The sequence below is a fragment of the Segatella copri genome (assembly GCF_009494395.1).
Lineage (GTDB): Bacteria > Bacteroidota > Bacteroidia > Bacteroidales > Bacteroidaceae > Prevotella.
In genome coordinates this window covers 1-19,124 of sequence record NZ_VZCB01000047.1, presented here as the reverse complement: position 1 = coordinate 19,124, position 19,124 = coordinate 1, and the positions used below count along the sequence as shown (strand labels likewise).

Sequence of the window (19,124 nt, the reverse complement as noted above, 5' to 3'; positions counted from 1 at the left end):
GATATGAGCAGCCTTCAGTAATGACTTGGCATGGCTTTTGCTGAATGCTGTATGATTTCATCATTAAAATATTAGTAAATAAAAAGAAAGGAACAGATAAAATGGAAAAGATCAACGTAAAAGAACTGAATGATAATATCTTCGACACGATAGGTAAGGAGTGGATGCTGGTTTGTGCCGGCAATAAGGAGAAATTCAATATGATGACCGCCTCTTGGGGTTGCCTGGGATGGCTTTGGAACAAGCCGGTGGCAGTAGTTTTTATCCGTCCGGAGCGCTTTACTCACGGCATCATCGAGGAGAATGAATTCATGACCCTCTCTTTCCTCGGAAATAGCGAGGAGGCTCGAAAGATATATAACTTCTGCGGATCCAAGAGCGGACGTGATTTCGATAAGGCAAAGGAAACAGGATTGACTCCTGTAGAGACCGATAACGGCAGCATTGCATTCGAACAGTCTCGACTCACCCTGGAATGCCGCAAACTCTATAAGGACAATATGACAGCAGAGAAGTTCCTCGATAAGGACCTTCTGCAGTGGTATGGTGCCAAGGGTGGATTCCACGATGTCTATGTCGTGGAGATTACCAATGCTTATACAAAGTAATAATTCAAATATGGCTCAAGAACAGACAGCAATTCGTGAACGCCAGAAAACCAGGCTCAAGGAGCCGGGGCGTTACGTGGTAATGATGTTCAACGACGACTTTACACCGATGGACTTCGTGGTAGACATCCTCGAAACCATCTTCTTCAAGTCGCAGGCTGAGGCTGAAGCAATCATGCTCAAGGTTCATCACGAAGAGAAAGCCGTGGTGGGCACCTACAGCTATGACATCGCCAAGAGCAAAGTGGAGAAAGCGATGGAGAAAGCCCGTACGCAGAAGTATCCCCTGAAGCTCACTTATATGCCAGAATAATAAATGGGAATTTAGAGGGAAGTGAAGGCAAGTTTGAGTGATTTTTGGAGACGATAGCTCCTAGAATGATATTTACTTCTTTCGCTTTCCCCATAAAAAAGAAGGGAAAAGAATAGATGGATAGTATGGGATTAACCCGATATATGAGTGTCTTGATGGATGACGCAATGAAGCAGGCTCGGTTCTTCGATCATGAGTTTGTAATGCCGGAGCACATGCTCCTGTCTTTGCTCAGGCAGTACGCCTTCTGTCAGGCATTGCAGGAGGAAGGCGTAGATAGTCTCAAGATGCATGAGGACTTGGTGGGATGGCTCGCCAAGCAGGAGCGTGTGCCTGAAAATATCAAATATCTGCCTGAGCCTTCATCGCTCTTCAAGACGATGTTTGGTACGGCTTGCGCCTTGGCTGCTGCCGCTGATCGAAAACTCGTGAACGTGCCTCATTTCGTACAGGCAATGTTTGGCTTGCAGAACTCTGAAGCAGCATTCCTGTTGTGCAAGAATGTGGGCGACCGGCAGGGCGAGTTCCTGGCGAGTGTGGATAGCTATTATCCGCTGGAAAACGAGGCTGCGGAGGCTAATATGGGCATAGGCGCCGACTATGATGACGACGATTATGATAATGACTATGATGACGACGAGGATGGCAGAAGCCGACAACCTCAGGATTGGCATCAGCTGGTTACCTGTATCTCTGATAAGGTGGAGGAGCATAATCCGCTCATCGGCAGAGAGCAGGAGCTGGATAGAACCATCCAGGTGCTCTGTCGTGCCGAGAAGAACAATCCGCTTCATATCGGTGAACCGGGTGTAGGTAAGACCGCCCTGGTTTATGGTCTCGCCAAACTCATCAACGAGAATCAGGTACCCGAACGTCTCAAGGGAGCACGCATCTACGGTATGGATATGGGACAGATGCTTGCCGGTGCCCAATATCGTGGCGACTTCGAAAAGCGCATCAAGATGGTGATGGAGGGAGCCGCCAAGGAAGGCAACACCATCATCTATATTGATGAGATTCATAATATGATAGGTGCCGGTCGTGGCTCTGATGGCGGACCGGATGCTTCCAATATGCTGAAGCAGTATCTGGAGGCTGGCGACATCCGATTCATTGGTTCTACCACCTACGAGGAGTTCAACCGCTACATGGCTCAGAGCAAGGGCATCGTGCGCCGATTCCAGCAGATAGATATCAAGGAACCTACCGAGGAGGAGGCTATCAAGATACTGGAGGGCTTGCAGTATAAATACAATAAGTTCCACAACGTTACTTATCGCAAGGATGCCCTGGAGTATGCCGTCCGTGCCAGTGCTAAATACATCAGCAACCGCTGTCTGCCAGACAAGGCCATCGACCTGATGGATGAGGCGGGTGCTTATCTGGAGGTACATCCGGTGGAATATCGCCAGCGTTCTTATGTTACCAAGGCGATTATCCAGCAGATTCTCACCAAGGTCTGCAAGATAGATGCGGCTGCCATCAAGGATGAAAACAATGATTCTCTGGCTACGCTCCGCCAGCGCATACTCGACAAGATCTACGGTCAGGACAAGGCTGTGGATAAGGTGGTTGAGGCTGTGATGATGGCGAAGGCAGGACTGGTGGATGATGACAAACCGATGGCGTCGCTGCTCTTCGTGGGGCCTACGGGAGTGGGTAAAACCGAGGTGGTCCGTGTGCTGGCTAAGGAGCTCGGCATCGAGCTGGTGCGTTTCGATATGAGTGAATACACCGAGAAGCATACCGTGGCTAAACTCATTGGCTCGCCAGCCGGATACGTGGGTTATGAGGATGGAGGACTTCTGACCGATGCCATCCGCAAGACACCAAACTGCGTGCTCTTGCTCGATGAGATTGAGAAGGCGCATAGCGACATCTACAACATCCTGCTCCAGGTGATGGACTATGCCCGATTGACCGATAACAAGGGTCAGAAGGCAGATTTCAGAAACGTGATCCTCGTGATGACATCGAATGCCGGAGCGCAGTATGCTTCGCAGGCAAATGTAGGTTTCGGTGGTAATGTAACTCGTGGCGAGGCGATGTTGGCTCAGGTAAAGAAGACCTTCAAGCCAGAGTTCATCAACCGACTTTCCGACACTGTGGTGTTCAACGATATGGATAAGCACATGGCAGAACTGATTCTTGCCAAGAAGCTTCGTCAGCTCGATGCGAAGCTGGCAGCCAAGGGTGTTTCCATTACGCTTACCGATGCAGCACGCGAGAAGATTCTGGAGTGGGGCTTCACCAAGGAATATGGAGCCCGCGAGATGGATCGTGTTATCGGCAACCGCCTGAAGCCAATCTTGATGAAGGCGCTGCTCTTCGGCAAGCTCAAGAAAGCAGGTAAGGGCTGCGTAGATTTCGATGGTAAGGAATTGGTGATTAATTGTTAGAAAGCGATGATATTACAGATAGATGAAAATGCGGAAGAGATTTATTTTCCCGATCCGCATTATGGTGATGAAGACGGTTGCTTTGCAATAGGTGGCGACTTGAGTATCGACCGCCTGCTGCTGGCTTACAGCAACGGCATCTTTCCCTGGTATAGCTTTCGCGACCAGCCGGAGATACTCTGGTTCTGTCCGATGAAGCGCTTCGTCATCTTCCCGGACGAAATCCACATCAGTCATTCCATGCGTACCTTGCTGAGGAAGAACAGGTACAGCGTGGGCATCAACGAAGATTTCGATGCTGTGATTCGTGCTTGCAGTAGGGTTGACGGGCGTTATGAGGCAGAGGGTGCTTGGTTGGGTGAAAATATCATCCAGGCATTCACCGCCCTTCATGAGCAGGGCTTTGCGGCAAGCGTGGAAGTATGGGATAATGAGACCGATGAGCTGGTGGGCGGACTTTATGGTGTCACCATCGGTAAGGTCTTCATTGGCGAGAGCATGTTCTCCAGGGTTCCGTCGGGTTCAAAGATAGCCCTCATCTTCCTGGCTCGTTATCTGCAGGAGCATGGAGGCAAGATGATAGATTGCCAGTTGGAAACTCCGCATCTCAAGTCGATGGGTGGCAGATATATTTCCTACGAGGAATATATGGAAATCATGAATGATGATTAGGGAAATCATGCATGGAAGAATACAATCTGCATGAAGAATAAAAGAGTTTCTTTTTTGTGGAGAAAATAAATAATAAAGGCTAGGTTCCCGATTCTGGGAAACCTAGCCTTTGTTTTGTTTAGAATATTGGTGTGCCGATGCAACCGTTAGGTGCCTGAATATGCAGCATCGCACAGACGGTAGCGGCAATATCCGTCATATAGTGAGGCTGGGCACTCTCGCCGTGCTGGATGCCCCAACCCATAAACAGGCAAGGAATATGGATGTCGTATGGATTCCATGCTCCGTGGGTAGTTCCCTTGCTGCTGTAATAATCGTAGTGACCTGGTTTCAGTACAATCTGAACACCTCCGCTGCGCTCGCGGTTATAACCGTTAATGGCGCGGAACTTCAGTTCTTCAGGGATGCTCTCGATAGAGGTCTTCTCCATGTCGAAGGCATAGTGCACGTCCTTGTCTTTCTTCAGTCTGTCTACTACCACCTGCTTGATGGCTGCGTAATCCAGACCGAGTTCCTCGATGATGTCTGTATTGAAGAATACCTGATAGTTCATAATGGTCTTTACTAGGTCCTTGTCGGTGTTGAACTTTGTCTTCAGACTCTTGTTCAATTCATCTACCAGTCCCTTCTTGTTCCAGATGCCGGCAGGGATTCGCTGATCCTGCAGGAAGGTAGCGTTGTTTACGCCTCCATGGTCGGCGGTGAGGAAGGTGAGATAATTTCCCTTGCCCACGGTCTGGTCGAGATAAGCGAAGAAATCTGCCAAAGCCTTATCTAATCTAAGATAGCAATCCTCTGTTTCGATAGCGTTTACGCCCACCTGATGACCGATGTAATCGGTGCTTGAGCAGCTGATGGTCAGCAAATCAGTATCTGTGTTTCTACCCAGATTTTCTCCCTCAATGGCAGCCTTGGCAATATCGAAAGTCAGGTTGCAGCCGAATGGGGTACTGCGGAGAATCTTGTAACCATGCTTTTTATATAAGGTAGGCAGATCGAGTGGCAATACTGCCTTTTCGCCTTCAACAATTCCATTCTCGTAGTTGTTGTCATCGCTGGTGCTTTCCTTATAGGAATCGATAGGGTAGAGCGTCTCCCATTTCTTGGAAAGATACTTGTTTGGGAGTTTCTGCTTGTTGAACTTGTTCACCCACTCTGGCAACTTATCCATATAGAAAGTACTGGTGATGAACTTGCCCGACTTGTCATCAAACCAGAAAGTGCCATTGGCGTGATGGCCCGCAGGGAGGATGGATGCTCTGTCTTTCAAGGCTACACCAATCACCTTAGAGCGGTTGTTGGTAGCCAGACGGAGTTCATCACCGATGGTGGTTACCCACAGGTTGCGAGGCGACATCTTGCCAGCCTTGCTGTCTGAACCTACCGGGTTGACGGTATCGTCGGCAGTACAATACACTACTTTTCCATCTTTCACGAAGTTATTTCCTGCAATTCCGTGGATGGAAGGAACGGAACCGGTCCAGATAGAAGTGTGTCCGATGGCTGTAACCGAAGGGATGTAAGGAATCTTGCAGTTTTCTACGCTGAATCCTTCTCCGAGTATTCTCTTGAATCCGCCTTCGCCGTAGCGGGCGTAGTAGCGATAGAGATAATCCCATCGCATCTGGTCGATAACGATGCCTACAACGAGCTTAGGGCGTTGAGGCTGAGCCTGTGCAATGCCGCAGAAGCAGCAGAGCACGAAGATGAGTTTGATAATCTTATTCATAGTCAAAATGTCTTTTTTATACATAACCATTCAGTATTGTATATTAGAATTCGGTTGCAAAGATACAACTTATTTTGGTATTTAACGATAAAAAAGACGTTTTTTACCCAAACTTCTCATGGCGTTCAATACAGCCAGTACCGTAACACCTACATCGGCAAAGACTGCCATCCACATGGTGCCGAGACCAATGGTGGCGAGAATCAGTACGGCAACCTTTACTCCGATGGCAAATATCACGTTCTCGTGAGCGATATGAATGGTTCTTCTGGCTATCTTTACGGCAAGGGCAATCTTTCTAGGGTCATCATCCATCAGTACCACATCGGCAGCTTCGATGGCAGCATCGCTACCCAGTCCACCCATGGCAATGCCCACATCGGCACGCTTCAATACAGGGGCATCGTTGATGCCATCGCCTACATAAGCGAGCGTCTTGCCTGCCGGTTTTGTCTTCAGCAGTTGTTCTACATGCGAAACCTTGTCGGTTGGCAGCAGTTCTGCGCGGCACTCGTCCAGTCCCAGTTTGTGGGCTACATCTTCTCCCACTTCTCTGCGGTCGCCCGTCAGCATTACCGTTTTCTCCACTCCCAGTTCTTTCAGCTCTCTGATGGCATGGGCGCTTCCTTCCTTAAGGGTGTCGTTGATCACAATATGTCCTGCGTACTTGCCATCAATGGCGACGTGGATGATGGTTCCCACCTGGTTGCAGTCGTGCCATTTTGTGCCGATGTTTTCCATCATCTTCTTGTTGCCCACGCAAACCACCTTTCCGTTCACTTGGGCACGGATACCTTGTCCTGCAATTTCCTCTACATCGGTCACCTCACAGCCATCCGTTGCTTCTTGCGGGAAGGCAGTACGCAGGGCTGCTCCGATAGGATGAGTGGTGAAATGCTCGGCATGAGCTGCCAGATGAAGCAGGATTTTCTCCTTGTCAGAATATTCGCCAATATGTACATTATCTGCATCGTGGGATGAATGGTCTGGGCAGGAATCATCAGCATGAACAGCTGCCACGGCAAACTCTCCGTGGGTCAAGGTACCCGTCTTGTCGAACACTACGGTTCCCACCTTGGCTAAAGCATCCATATAGTTGCTGCCCTTGATGAGAATACCGTTCCGGGATGCTCCGCCGATGCCGCCAAAGAAGGTGAGGGGCACGCTGATGACCAGGGCGCAAGGACAGGAAACTACCAGGAATATCAAGGCGCGGTTGAGCCATAATGGGAAGTTCTCGCCAAAGGTTCCTTCACCTACGATTCCTGTTGTTGCCAGGAATGGAGGAATAACCGCCAGGGCAATGGCTGCGAAAACAACGATAGGAGTATAGACTCGGGCGAAACGGGTGATGAAAGCCTCGCTCTTCGACTTGTTCTTGTCTGCACTCTCTACCAGAGAGATAATCTTGGATACGGTACTTTCGCCGAAACTCTTGGTGGTGCGTACACGAACCACTCCCGACAGGTTGATGCAACCAGACATGATAGTATCGCCTTCATTCAAATCCCGTGGCATACTCTCACCTGTCAGGGCAATGGTATTCAAGGCTGAGCTTCCCTCAACAACAATACCATCCAATGGAACTTTCTCTCCCGGACGGATTACGATAGTTTCTCCTATCTTGACGTCTTCCGGCGAAACCGACTCTACTTTTCCGTTTCTTTCAACATTCGCTACATCCGGTCGGATATTCATCAGATGCGAAATACTGTCGCGGCTCTTTCCTTCCGCATATCCTTCGAAGAGTTCGCCCACCTGAAAGAAGAGCATCACAAAGACTGCCTCCGGGAATTCTGTATCTGATCCTGGGAAGAATCCGATGCAAAGGGCTCCGATGGTAGCGATAGCCATCAGGAAGTTTTCGTTAAACATATCGCCCTTGGTAATACCTTCTGCAGCTTCGCCCAGCGTCTCGTGTCCTATTAATAAATAAGGAATGAGATAGACGAGGAGCAACTGCCAGGTAGCCAGGTCGTAATTCTTTTCGATGAAAACAGCGATAATCAGGAGGATGATGGTAGTTCCTATCAGAAAGAGTTTGGATTTCAAACCGCCTTCTTCATGATGATGATTGTGGTGGCAACCGCACCCCTGGTGCTCATGTTCTTCAGTGGAGCATGAGCAGTCATGATGATGTTCGTGAGAAAGTTTCATTTCTTCCATAATTTTGCAATACTTTTAGTTCTATATAACCAGGAACATTCAGTTCCTTTTTCTATTTCGGTTGCAAAATTACGAAAAGGTTTCTGCAACTTGGTTGCAAAAGCTCCAGTTGCCCTCTTTTTCCTGTCGGATACGTTTTGTGTAAAAAGAAAAACTGCGGCTTACGATTGCTCGTAAGTCGCAGTAATAGAAGCGTGGACCAGCTAGGGCTTGAACCTAGGACCTCCAGATTATGAGTCTGTTGCTCTAACCAACTGAGCTACAAGTCCATTGAATTTTTATCAAATTCGAGTGCAAAGATACTAGATTTTGGGCAAATAACCAAATAAAATCTTAAAAATTTTCCTTGAATCAGAAAAATAGCGTATCTTTGCACCAAATTATGTGCGCACACGTGCGTATGTACTTATTAATCGTACAAAAGAAAAGTATTTCTATTCAGAAATGGACATAGACAAAAACAAAAGAATCGGTCTTACCGACGAACAAGTAAAACTGAGTAGGGAACAGCATGGCAAGAACGTGCTCACTCCTCCTCAACGTACTTCATTATGGAAACTGTATTTGGATAAGTATCGCGATCCGATTATCCAGATACTTCTTGTGGCGGCTTTCGTATCCCTCATCCTCGCTTTTATCGAAAAGAATTTCATGGAGACCATCGGTATCTTCGTGGCTGTTTTCCTTGCTACTACCGTAGGTTTCTATTTTGAGCGCGATGCGGCTAAGAAGTTTAATCTGCTCACGGCACTCAGCGAAGAGCAGCCTGTAAAGGTGCGCCGCAATGGTAAGGTGATGGAGATTCCCCGCCACGATGTGGTGGTGGGAGATGTGGTACTCGTGGAAGTGGGCGACGAGGTGCCTGCCGATGGCGAACTCATCGTCTGCAACGACCTGCAAATTAATGAATCTGCCCTTACGGGCGAACCGGTTGCCGAGAAATCTCTGGAGGGCGGTGGCGATGGAGCCTATCCTCGCAACGTCATCCTCCGTTCTACCATGGTGATGAATGGTAGGGGCGAGTTTGTGGTTACTGCCGTGGGCGATGCTACCGAGATTGGTAAGGTGGCGAAGAAATCTACCGAGCAGACTTCGGTGGAGACACCGCTTCACATGCAGCTCGACAAGTTGGCTAAGATGATTTCCAAGGTAGGCTCTGTAGTATCTGTGGCAGCCTTCTTCATCTTCCTGATTCACGATATCCTCACCAATCCGGCATGGGGCGGCAAGGATTATTTCTATATGGCAGAAATCGTGCTGAAATACTTCATGATGGCTGTTACCCTGATTGTGATGGCGGTGCCGGAGGGATTGCCGATGGCGATTACCCTTTCTCTGGCGCTCAACATGCGAAGGATGCTGAAGTCGAACAATCTGGTGCGCAAGCTCCATGCCTGCGAAACCATGGGCGCCGTTACCGTAATCTGTACCGATAAAACCGGTACGCTTACCCAGAACAAGATGCAGGTGAGTGCCCTGGAACTCAAGCAGGGCGATGAGGCGCTGCTTGATACTGCCATCGCCCTCAACTCTACTGCCGAGTTGAATGACGGCAAACCTATCGGAAATCCTACCGAGTCGGCTCTCCTGCTCTGGCTCGATGCCCAGGGCAAGGATTATGAAGAACTCCGCAAGCAGGTGAATGTGCTCAAGCAGTTGCCTTTCTCTACCGAGAGAAAGATGATGGCAACCTTGGCAGAAGTAGATGACGAGACCTATCTCTTCGTGAAGGGTGCGCCTGAAATCGTGATGAAGAAATGCATCATCGAAGATAGAATGCAGAGACAGTCAGCCGAAGAACTCGATGAGTGGCAGCATAAGGCTATGAGAACCCTGGCGTTCGCCTATAAGAAGGTTGAACCTTCTATCATGAGAACTTCCAGAACCTCTACTGCCGAAGTGGTAGCACTTCTCGATGCCAACGACCTTCAGCTGCAAGCCATTGCAGCCATTGCCGATCCTATCCGTCCGGATGTTCCTGCTGCCGTGCAGGAGTGCCGCCATGCGGGTATCGAGGTGAAGGTGGTTACGGGTGATACGGCTGCCACCGCCTTGGAGATAGGCAAGCAGATAGGTGTCTTCGAAGATGAACCTGAGAATATCGGAGCTGATGGCTCTCTGACCTCGCTCGACCAGCAGATGATTACGGGTGAACAGTGGGAGGCTCTTTCTGACGAAGAGGCTTACGAACGGGCGAAGGATATCCGTGTGATGAGCCGTGCCCGTCCTACCGATAAGCAGCGACTGGTGGCCATGCTCCAGAAGCGTGGCGAGGTGGTTGCCGTAACAGGCGACGGTACCAACGATGCTCCAGCGCTTCACTATGCCCACGTGGGCTTGTCGCTGGGTTCGGGAACTTCCGTGGCTAAGGAGGCTTCGGATATGACCCTGCTCGATGATTCCTTCAAGTCTATCGCCAACGCCGTGATGTGGGGACGTTCGCTCTATCGCAACCTGCAGCGCTTCCTCTTCTTCCAGTTGGTAGTAAACGTGGCAGCCCTCCTGCTGGTGCTTGGTGGCTCTGTTATCGGAACTGAAATGCCGTTGACTGTAACCCAGATTCTTTGGGTGAACCTTATCATGGATACCTTCGCAGCCTTGGCACTTGCCTCATTGCCTCCATCTCACGAGGTGATGAAGGATAAGCCACGCAAGGCATCCGATTTCATCATCAACAAGAGCATTGGTTTCGGCATTCTGTTCTGCGGTATCGTCTTCTTCCTCGTGATGTTTGCCCTGCTGGTTTACTGCGAGCGTAGAGGCAAGGGTGGAGTAGATGTGCATGAGCTGACCATGTTCTTCACCACCTTCGTGATGATCCAGTTCTGGAACCTCTTCAATGCCAAGGCGCTGATGAGTCATCACACCGCTTTCCGCCATTTCCTGAAGGATAAAGGAATGATTCTGGTGCTTGTACTGGTATTGGTGGGTCAGTGGATTATCGTCACCTTTGGTGGCGAAATGTTCCGCACCACACCATTGTCGCTCCACGAGTGGCTGCTCATCATCGGTTCCACCTCTGTTGTGCTCTGGGTGGGCGAGCTATGGAGAGCTTTTAAGAGAATGATAGCAAAGAGAAGATAACCCACAGGGGATTCTTCTGATATGAACGATAAAGATAGAATGAATACAATACATTATAACGATACGGTGCAGTTGCCGCCATGTGTGGCAACCATCGGTTTCTTCGACGGGGTGCATCGTGGACATCAGTTCCTGATTCATCATCTCGTAGAGACAGCACGAAAGGATGGCTTGCAATCCACCGTCATCACCTTCGATGCGCATCCCCGCAAGGTGTTGCAGGCGGATTATCAGCCAGAGATGTTGAGCACGCTCGATTCCAAACTGCTGCTGCTTTCGAAGACGGAAGTGGATAATGCCGTGGTGCTGCATTTCGACAAGACGATGGCTGCGATGTCGGCAAGAGAGTTTATGCAGCAGGTGCTCCACGACCATCTCAACGTAAGGAAACTCTTCATCGGCTACGACCATCGCTTCGGTCACAACCGCGAGGAGACTTTCGAAGATTACGTGCGCTATGGCAAGGAGATGGGCATTGAGGTAATCCGGAACGAAGCCTTCCAGATAGACGGCATCAACATCTCTTCTTCCGTAATCCGCTCATTCCTGAAAGAGGGAGAAGTGGAGATGGCAGCCCAGTGCCTCGGTTTCCCTTACACCCTCATCGGAAAGGTGGTGAATGGATTCCATGAAGGCAGAAAGCTCGGCTTCCCTACAGCCAATCTCGATATCTCACACTTCGGACAGTTGATTCCAGCTCCTGGGGTCTATGCTGTAAAGGTAAGACTGGAGAATTCGGTGGTATGGAAGCGGGGAATGATGAATGTGGGCAATCGCCCAACCTTCAATGGCAAGCAGATAACCCTTGAGGCTCATATCTTCAATTTCGATGGCGACATCTACGACCAGCTCCTGCTTGTAGGCTTCATGAAGCGGATACGGGGCGAGCAGAAGTTTGATTCGCCTGAGGAACTGGCAGAGCAGTTGAAGGAGGATGAAAAGACGGTTATGGAATTTTTTAATAAGGAGATAGAAAATGGCAAAGATTAATTTAAAGAGAGGTTTGACGGATGTGGTCCTCTACCTTATTATATTTATAGTAGTACAGATTATCATGATGTATGCCGGTGCAGGAATCTGGGCAGGCATCAAGGGCGAAGGTTATCAGGCAACGCTTCTGGCTGCAAATACGGGCGGTAACGCCATTCTTACGGCACTTGTTTCGGTGTTCAGCAGTGTCATCACCCTCATCATCTTCCTGAAGACGAAGTGGACGCCGCTTACCCGCAGTTATCTGCTTTCCAAGCCTTGGGGCACGCTTCTCTGGGTGGCATTGTTCTCCCTGGGAACCATCATTCCCCTGTCGTTCCTCTATGAACAGCTGGGCATCGAGATGGATGAGAATACCCAGCAGATATTCTCCTCGTTGATGAAGGAGCCTTGGGGCTATGTGGCTGTCGGCATCCTGGCGCCTCTTGCCGAAGAGGTAGTGTTCCGTGGAGCCATCCTCCGCACCCTGCTGGGCATCATGAGCAAGAAGAACCATTGGGTAGCCATTATGATTTCGGCAGCCATCTTCGGAGCGGTTCATTGCAACCAGGCGCAGTTTATCAATGCCCTTCTGATGGGCTTGCTCCTGGGTTGGATGTATTATCGCACCGGGAGTCTTGTTCCGGGCATCCTGCTCCACTGGGTGAACAATACGATGGCGTATGTCCTATCCAATATCATGCCTCAGAGCGATGGCAAACTCATCGACCTCTTCCATGGCGATGAGAAGACCATGTATTATGCCGTAGGCTTCTCACTCTGCATCATGATTCCAAGTTTTATACAGATGATTATCAGATTAAAGAAAGCAAAGGCTTAAGAGATAAATAAACGAGTAAAAAGGTTACCTGAATGGGTAGCCTTTTTTCAGATATATAATCAGATAGATCAGTAGATTTTATGAAGATAATAGAAAGCAGCATTATAGGAAAGAAGAGCCCTGAGGCTTGTGAGGATGGAATGGTAGTTACCGATGATTTCATCGCTGTGATTGATGGCAGTACGAGCAAGACTCCGAAGCATCTCAATCCTGATATGAAGAACGGAAGATACGCCATGATGCTTATCTCGGAGTATATTCGTGAGGAGTTGAAAGCGGATGCCTCGGTAGATGATTTCTGCCAGGGTGTGACAGCCTATGTATATAATAAGGTGTATGAAAAGCTAGGGGTGGAAGAGCGGTTGAAGGAACATCCCGAAGAGCGACTCACCGCCTCGGCTATCCTTTATAGTCGGACAAGGAATGAAGTCTGGATGGTGGGCGATTGCCAGGCAATCATCGATGGAAAGCTTTATGAGAACGGCAAGCCTTATGAGCAGGAGATTGCCAGAAAGAGGGTAGAACTGATAGAGCAGGGCCTTTCGCCTGCTGAGGCTAGAAAGCAGATAGAGCCATTATTGATCGAAGCGATGCTTTCCGGGCAGAACCAGACCTATACGGTTATCGATGGATTTCCGATTTATCAGGAGGGAGTGAAGGTTGTAGCGTTGAAAATGAAGTCTGCTTCAAGTAGCATTGAAGTATACTTTCAAGAGCAAACGAAGCCTATTTCATCTCCCAATGAAGTAGTCTTGGCTAGCGATGGCTATCCTTTCCTGAAACCAACCTTGGCAGCGAGTGAGGCGGCATTGGCAGAGCAGATTGCCAACGACCCTCAGAACATCCATTCCTTTATCGCCACCAAGGGCATTGTAGAGGGCAATAAGAGCTTTGATGATAGAACCTATATCCGGTTTTCGGTTGAATAAAAAATAATAGGCTATTCTTCCATCCACATTCTGAATCCTTCACCACGAAGGGTATCCAGGTGGATGGAGGCATCCTTGGCGAAATATTTCCTGAGGTTATAAACCACGTTGTTGAGGTTTTCATCCGAACAGATGAGTCCTTGCCATACTGAATCCTTGAGGTCCTGACGGGTAACTACTTCTCCTTTGTTGATCCATAGAGCCTTGATGGTAGCATATTCCGTGTTACTCAGCGTTTTCTCGGTGTTCCCATAAATGCTGAGAATATGGGTTTCCGTATCAAGGGTGTAGGCTCCTATATTGATTTTTCGGGAGTTGCTGAAGTCGCTATGCTTGGCGTAACGTTTCACCCACAATAACAGTTTCTCTTTGCTGAACGGCTTCTCCAGATAAACCACTGCGCCATTTGTTACAGCCCGTTCCTCTGTTTCCACCCCGCTGTCAGAAGATACGAAGATGATAGGAATGTCTTCGGCGGCGAGTCGGATATCGTTGATTCTCTCTAGACTGTTTTCTTCTCCCACCATCACATCCAGGATAATGATGTTGGGGTTCAGTTTCATGATGAGACTCTCTATGCCAAACAGAGAGTTCTGAAAATAGACCTCATAATCTGCAGCCTTCAGGATCTTGGTTGCGATGTTGCCAAACAACAGGTCATCATCTACCAGCAATACTTTTATCTTTTCCATTGCCTTGTTGTTTTTTCTGTTCTTATTTTCTATTTTCTACTTCTTGTTCAGGGGAAGAGTAAAGGTAAAGGTGCTGCCCTTGCCCGGTTCACTTTCTACCCTGATGGTTCCTCCATGTGCCCTGACGGCATATTTCACCAGAGCAAGTCCGATGCCATATCCGTTCTTATGCTGGGTTCCCGGTATGCGATAGAATTGCTCGAAAATCTTCTTCTGATATTTTCTGTCGATTCCGATACCGTTGTCTTTTACGCTGACGATGGCGTTTTTTTCATCCGAACGGATACTTACTTCTATGTCAGCTTCCGCTTCAGAATACTTCACGGCGTTTTCAATCAGGTTGCTCAGAACATTCTCTATCAGATAGCGGTCTGCCGGAATCTCTTCCTTGTCGGTTCTTCTGTCATGGATATGTATGCTGTGTGGCTTGTCTGCATAGTTGCTGTCTACCTGTTCCTGTGCCAGCTTTGCCAATTCCATGAGATTTACCGGTTCTTTGTTTAGAGCAAGCTTGTTTTCTCCAGCTTTGGCAGTAATGAGAATCGTCTTGATGGTATTGGCAAGATTCTGAATCTTCTTCTCCGAAGAATGTAGCAACTCCTGGAGCTGCATGTCTTCTATGCTGTCCTTGATGAATCCCAACGTGAGGAGCACGCTTGCCAATGGAGCCTTCAGGTCGTGGATGGTGCCATGAATGCTGACCTCTCGATTTCTCAACAGTTTTTCCTTATTTCTGATGGCAGTCATCTGGTATCCTACGCAGAAGACGATGATGAGAGCTAGCAAAATGGTGGCCACAAGTGTTTCTATAGAATTTTTGATGAAGGAAGATGATGAGATATCCACCTTTGCTTGAACGAAACGAATAGGTTTGAGCCCGATGCCGATAGGTTTACTAGCCTGCCAAGTCTCAATGTCCTTTGTTTGTCCATAACTCTTGATGACCTTTTTGTTCTCATCTAATATCAATAAGGTATAAGAGAAATCCTCATTTAGATTCTTCTTGAATATTTGAGAGAGTTTGGCAAGGTTGATTGGATTACCTTTTGCAGTAAGTCTGTCTTTTGTTAATAACCCCAAGGCATCAGATTCTGTTTCGACAATACTTCTTTCTCTAAGATTTTGTATGTTGATTTCTGTAAGATCGATAATATCTTCTTTCTTCGGTTTTGCCTTAAGAAAATCTTCTTCCGTCATTTCTTTATAATAAACTCGTTGCTTCCCATCTTTGTGAGGGTTGTAATTCTTTTGTGCTCGAATTGCATATTCCTCATCGATGGCAACTTTAAAAACCGAGTTTATTTTTTCGATTTTATAGTGCAGATAGTCTTTGTATTGCAGGGAAATGTTATATCCTTGCAACAATGTGATGACTATGATTGCCAAAATCGTTATACTATAATACCTTTTCATACCTATGCGTTTTGTTGTCTGATACTATAAACTGCAAAAGTACTAATTTATTTTTAAACTCACGCACTTTTCTACATCATTTTTACATAATAATCTAGGGAGCAAATATTATGTGAGAAATGATGTAAAAGGTTTGTCGGTTTGAGCAATTTGCCGTAATTTTGCACCGAGATAATTTTAATGAATATAAAGAGTAAATAGTATGAATGTATTGATAAAAACAATAGTTGGCATGGCATTTTTTATATTTGTCATGCAGAATGTATCTGCACAAACAGGTGCTGATAGTCTCTCAATATATAAGAGTATTAACTTAAATGAAGTGTCGGTAAAAGGTAATCGTCCTATAATAAAGGATGAAGGGAGCCTACGAACAGTACAGGTAAAGGGAACTATGCTTGCCGAGATGGGTAGCTTGAAAGATGTACTGCAAGCTACCCCTGGGTTAATCATGAAAGGTGAAAAACAGTTTGAGGTAATAGGAAGAGGTATTCCCAAGTATTATATAGATGGTAAAGAGGTAACCAAACAGGATGTGTTGTCTACAATAAGGTCTAATAATATCGCAAAGATAGAAATCGAGAGCGAGCCTTCTGCGAAATATCCTGTTGGGACTGAAGCCGTGATTAATGTCGTTACTATTAAACCAATAAAAGACATGATTTCCTTAAACCTAGGGGAGTCAATGAGTTTTAAGCGTAAATATTCCAATAATCCTTCACTTAGCTTCTTGATGAAAAAAGGATTTTGGACAACTAGTATCGACTATGACTATTCTATAAGTAGAAATCTTAATAAGGAAACTTATTTTAAGGAAATATATCATCCAGAAACAACTTTCCGAACAGATGAGGCAAACCATTTGCTTATGAAAGATGATACCCATTCGTTTACTTGGGGTAATGATTTCCAGTTGACGGATAAACATAGAATAAGTTTTGAATATTATTTTGAACATGAGAAAGAAAAGGATACCAACGACGAGATGATGTCGTTTAAAAATGGAACGGAACTAACTTATAGGGACATCTATAGGGTGGAAAAGGAACAAAGAAACTTACATAACTTTTCTCTTGCCTATAGTGGTGAACTTGGAGATAATTCTTCATTGGATGTGTCTGCTGATTACTCAAAACTTCATGGTAACAAATATACATCTAGTTATGAACAGAATCGAAAGGAAATGAGTTCTACAGATGTTTTGACTTCCAAAAAGAGCAAGTATGACATTTGGACTCTTAATGCGTCTTATAGCACGACATTGTTTGATGTTTTGGATACTGAATTAGGTGCAAGGTACTATAAAACTCATCAAGTAACAGACTATCATACTAATAATTCATCTGCTGTTGGGGAAAATGCGCAAAATCAGCAAGAGTTGTCGGACGAGGTTACTGCTGCATATATTTCACTCACAAGGAAATGGAAGAAAGTCTCTTTAACATTGGGAGGACGTTATGAATATGCCAATACGGATATAACAGCCAATGCTGTTGGGAATAAATATTCTGATGGAAACTATTCTTCTGTATTCTTGCCTTCTGCCAGATTGTTGTATAAACCAATAAAAGGTCTTACAATTCAAGGTGTTTATCGTAGAAGTGTTGAAAGGCAAGGATATATGGGCTTAAATCCTTATCAAGTCTATGAAGACTCCTTGAGTTATAGTATGGGAAACCGAGATTTGCGCCCTGGAGTTACCGATCGATATGCTCTTTACTTCTATTGGAAGTATTTCAGATTATATGGAGGGTATTCTCATACGAAGGATGAAATCGTCGAAGTGGATTATTGTCAAAACTTAGAAACAAACCAAATAGCAAGTATGCCTGTTAATTTCAAACGTACAGAAAGTTATTTTGTAGGGATTGGGTATTCTCAGACAATGGGTAAATTGCGCCTGAGTGCAACTGGAGTTGTAAGATTCCCTAAATGTTCATATCTCTATCAAGGAAATATAGAGGAAGCAAATAAACCTCTGACGGAGATGGCTCTGAACATATATTATACAATAAATCCTACATTCAAGGCTGTCTCTGTTTTTACTTATCAAAGTGCGCATGATCAATTGAACTATTATCAGAAAATGGCTAATAATTGGTGTGTCGGTTTACAAAAAAGTTTGTGGAATGACAGGCTGGTCTTGAACTTGAATGTTACAGACATATTGCACAAGGCTCATTATAATAATATTACGAGATATTATATAAATGCTAAGACAGGAACATTTGGAACAAATGATATGAGAGGAATCTCTTTGTCTGCTTCTTTCAAGTTGTTTAATAAAGAAATTAGCGTGGAGGCATCTAGAAATAGTGATGATGTGCTAAATAGAACTTATTGATGAATGTAAGTATGTGCATAAATCCCTCAATGAGGGATAAAAATGCCTAAATTCATCCCTCAATGAGGGAACTTTTCAGAAGAAATCACCGAGGAAGATGGCGTAACCATAGAAGTCATTCCTATCAGGAAGTGGTTGATTTCGGCTGAAAAATAAAACACGGACAAATTGAATTTGTCCGGCTCTTTTGTTCGGATGCTTGTAACTATCCAATAATCAGTGGTTTATAGGTCGTCGGATAATTTGCCCGGACAAATTGAATTTGTCCGTGTTATTTTTTTAACATGAAATCATTAAAAAAAACAAGGATTTTGATTCGGTAAGCGATGAGTTGCCAAGAAGAAAACGATGACTTCTGTACCGAGAAACGGTGAGGTCTGGAGGAGAAAACTATGAGTTAAAACATTTAACATAAAGCTCTAAAGCAGCCAAAGGAGAATAAGAGAGGTTGGAACGTAAACAGTTGGGAATGAGTAGATTTGCACAAAGTTGCCAAATCGGCATAAAGCAAGCGAGTGAGGAATATTGAAGTAGTTCAGTTACTAAATCGTGAGCCACAGTTACCTATGCAAAGCAGGTAACAATGCGGAAAGGCAACTTTGTGCATCAACGGATTTTATTGCACTGATTCTCAATGTTTTGCGTATCAAGGAACGCTTACAAAATGATTATATTTGCACACTCAAAATGTAAGCGTTATGAAAATCGAAAAATTCAAGGTGTTGCTCTACCTAAAAAAGAGCGGAATGGACAAGAATGGAAAAGCTCCCATCATGGGACGCATCACGGTGAACAGGACTATGGCGCAGTTCTCCTGCAAGTTGTCTTGCACTCCATCGCTTTGGAATCCTCGTGCCAGCCGATTGGAGGGCAAGAGCAAGGAAGCCGTGGAAACCAACAAGGACATCGAGCAGTTGTTGCTTTCCATCCAAAAGGCTTTCGATGTGCTTGTGGAAAAGAGAACG

At 46.2% G+C, this 19,124-nt stretch carries 14 protein-coding genes and 1 tRNA gene; 10 read left to right on the top strand and 5 right to left on the bottom strand.

The features are described 5' to 3' along the window. The first annotated feature begins 101 nt into the window (after positions 1 to 101). The 4 genes from F7D73_RS05610 to aat all read left to right on the top strand — a co-directional run bounded on the left by F7D73_RS05610 (position 102) and on the right by aat (position 3,992). Positions 102 to 608 (top strand): flavin reductase family protein, encoded by a 507-nt coding sequence (locus tag F7D73_RS05610; RefSeq protein ID WP_153122913.1) that lies wholly within the window; start codon positions 102 to 104, stop codon positions 606 to 608. Positions 609 to 618: 10 nt separating this feature from the next. Next, complete coding sequence (locus tag F7D73_RS05605; protein ID WP_153122911.1) at positions 619 to 921, top strand: ATP-dependent Clp protease adaptor ClpS; 303 nt, start codon at positions 619 to 621, stop codon at positions 919 to 921. A 167-nt stretch (positions 922 to 1,088) separates the two neighbouring features. Next, positions 1,089 to 3,320, top strand: a complete 2,232-nt coding sequence (locus tag F7D73_RS05600; protein ID WP_437182295.1) for an AAA family ATPase — start codon at positions 1,089 to 1,091, stop codon at positions 3,318 to 3,320. A gap of 6 nt (positions 3,321 to 3,326) precedes the next feature. Further along, positions 3,327 to 3,992 (top strand): leucyl/phenylalanyl-tRNA--protein transferase, encoded by a 666-nt coding sequence (gene aat, locus F7D73_RS05595; protein ID WP_153122907.1) that lies wholly within the window; start codon positions 3,327 to 3,329, stop codon positions 3,990 to 3,992. A 118-nt stretch (positions 3,993 to 4,110) separates the two neighbouring features. On the opposite strand, the gene pafA is transcribed toward aat, so the two are convergent. The 3 genes from pafA to F7D73_RS05580 form a co-directional block, all read right to left on the bottom strand. Further along, positions 4,111 to 5,721 (bottom strand): alkaline phosphatase PafA, encoded by a 1,611-nt coding sequence (pafA, locus tag F7D73_RS05590; RefSeq protein WP_153122905.1) that lies wholly within the window; start codon positions 5,719 to 5,721, stop codon positions 4,111 to 4,113. Positions 5,722 to 5,802: 81 nt separating this feature from the next. Next, positions 5,803 to 7,773 carry a heavy metal translocating P-type ATPase gene (locus F7D73_RS05585; protein WP_153122932.1) on the bottom strand — a complete coding sequence of 657 codons (1,971 nt, stop codon included), beginning with the start codon at positions 7,771 to 7,773 and terminating at the stop codon, positions 5,803 to 5,805. 309 nt (positions 7,774 to 8,082) lie between these two features. Beyond that, positions 8,083 to 8,156, bottom strand: a tRNA-Ile gene (locus tag F7D73_RS05580). Between the two features lie 175 nt (positions 8,157 to 8,331). Between F7D73_RS05580 and F7D73_RS05575 the strand changes: the two genes are divergently transcribed. From F7D73_RS05575 to F7D73_RS05560, 4 genes are all read left to right on the top strand, one after another. After that, positions 8,332 to 10,971: a calcium-translocating P-type ATPase, PMCA-type gene (locus F7D73_RS05575; RefSeq protein ID WP_153122903.1), complete on the top strand. Its 2,640-nt coding sequence runs from the start codon at positions 8,332 to 8,334 to the stop codon at positions 10,969 to 10,971. A 39-nt stretch (positions 10,972 to 11,010) separates the two neighbouring features. Next, on the top strand, positions 11,011 to 11,961 hold the full coding sequence (locus F7D73_RS05570; RefSeq protein WP_153122901.1) for a bifunctional riboflavin kinase/FAD synthetase: 951 nt from the start codon (positions 11,011 to 11,013) through the stop codon (positions 11,959 to 11,961). Beyond that, positions 11,948 to 12,781 carry a CPBP family intramembrane glutamic endopeptidase gene (locus tag F7D73_RS05565; protein WP_153122899.1) on the top strand — a complete coding sequence of 278 codons (834 nt, stop codon included), beginning with the start codon at positions 11,948 to 11,950 and terminating at the stop codon, positions 12,779 to 12,781. The genes F7D73_RS05570 and F7D73_RS05565 overlap by 14 nt, the downstream gene beginning before the upstream one ends. Positions 12,782 to 12,861: 80 nt before the next feature. Then, the gene (locus tag F7D73_RS05560) at positions 12,862 to 13,710 is read left to right on the top strand and encodes a hypothetical protein (RefSeq protein ID WP_153122897.1); all 849 of its coding nucleotides are present in this window, start codon (positions 12,862 to 12,864) and stop codon (positions 13,708 to 13,710) included. 11 nt (positions 13,711 to 13,721) lie between these two features. On the opposite strand, the gene F7D73_RS05555 is transcribed toward F7D73_RS05560, so the two are convergent. Beyond that, entirely contained in the window at positions 13,722 to 14,402 is a 681-nt protein-coding gene (locus tag F7D73_RS05555) for a response regulator transcription factor (protein WP_153122895.1), read from the bottom strand. A 36-nt stretch (positions 14,403 to 14,438) separates the two neighbouring features. Next, positions 14,439 to 15,599 (bottom strand): sensor histidine kinase, encoded by a 1,161-nt coding sequence (locus tag F7D73_RS05550; RefSeq protein WP_194256860.1) that lies wholly within the window; start codon positions 15,597 to 15,599, stop codon positions 14,439 to 14,441. A 418-nt stretch (positions 15,600 to 16,017) separates the two neighbouring features. Here F7D73_RS05550 and F7D73_RS05545 point away from each other — a divergent pair, with 418 nt between their 5' ends. Together F7D73_RS05545 and F7D73_RS05540 are read left to right on the top strand one after the other, a co-directional pair. Next, positions 16,018 to 18,159 carry an outer membrane beta-barrel protein gene (locus tag F7D73_RS05545; RefSeq protein ID WP_153122891.1) on the top strand — a complete coding sequence of 714 codons (2,142 nt, stop codon included), beginning with the start codon at positions 16,018 to 16,020 and terminating at the stop codon, positions 18,157 to 18,159. 698 nt (positions 18,160 to 18,857) lie between these two features. Further along, positions 18,858 to 19,124, top strand: a 267-nt coding sequence (locus tag F7D73_RS05540) for an Arm DNA-binding domain-containing protein (RefSeq protein ID WP_262884862.1), incomplete at its 3' end; no start/stop codon positions are given.

Bases quoted from the DNA above. Each gene is read 5' to 3' on its own strand.
- F7D73_RS05610 (WP_153122913.1), top strand. From the start codon at position 102: ATGGAAAAGATCAACGTAAAAGAACTGAATGATAATATCTTCGACACG.
- F7D73_RS05605 (WP_153122911.1), top strand. From the start codon at position 619: ATGGCTCAAGAACAGACAGCAATTCGTGAACGCCAGAAAACCAGGCTC.
- F7D73_RS05600 (WP_437182295.1), top strand. From the start codon at position 1,089: ATGAAGCAGGCTCGGTTCTTCGATCATGAGTTTGTAATGCCGGAGCAC.
- aat (WP_153122907.1), top strand. From the start codon at position 3,327: ATGATATTACAGATAGATGAAAATGCGGAAGAGATTTATTTTCCCGAT.
- pafA (WP_153122905.1), bottom strand. From the start codon at position 5,721: ATGAATAAGATTATCAAACTCATCTTCGTGCTCTGCTGCTTCTGCGGC.
- F7D73_RS05575 (WP_153122903.1), top strand. From the start codon at position 8,332: ATGGACATAGACAAAAACAAAAGAATCGGTCTTACCGACGAACAAGTA.
- F7D73_RS05570 (WP_153122901.1), top strand. From the start codon at position 11,011: ATGAATACAATACATTATAACGATACGGTGCAGTTGCCGCCATGTGTG.
- F7D73_RS05565 (WP_153122899.1), top strand. From the start codon at position 11,948: ATGGCAAAGATTAATTTAAAGAGAGGTTTGACGGATGTGGTCCTCTAC.
- F7D73_RS05560 (WP_153122897.1), top strand. From the start codon at position 12,862: ATGAAGATAATAGAAAGCAGCATTATAGGAAAGAAGAGCCCTGAGGCT.
- F7D73_RS05555 (WP_153122895.1), bottom strand. From the start codon at position 14,402: ATGGAAAAGATAAAAGTATTGCTGGTAGATGATGACCTGTTGTTTGGC.
- F7D73_RS05550 (WP_194256860.1), bottom strand. From the start codon at position 15,599: ATGACGGAAGAAGATTTTCTTAAGGCAAAACCGAAGAAAGAAGATATT.
- F7D73_RS05545 (WP_153122891.1), top strand. From the start codon at position 16,018: ATGAATGTATTGATAAAAACAATAGTTGGCATGGCATTTTTTATATTT.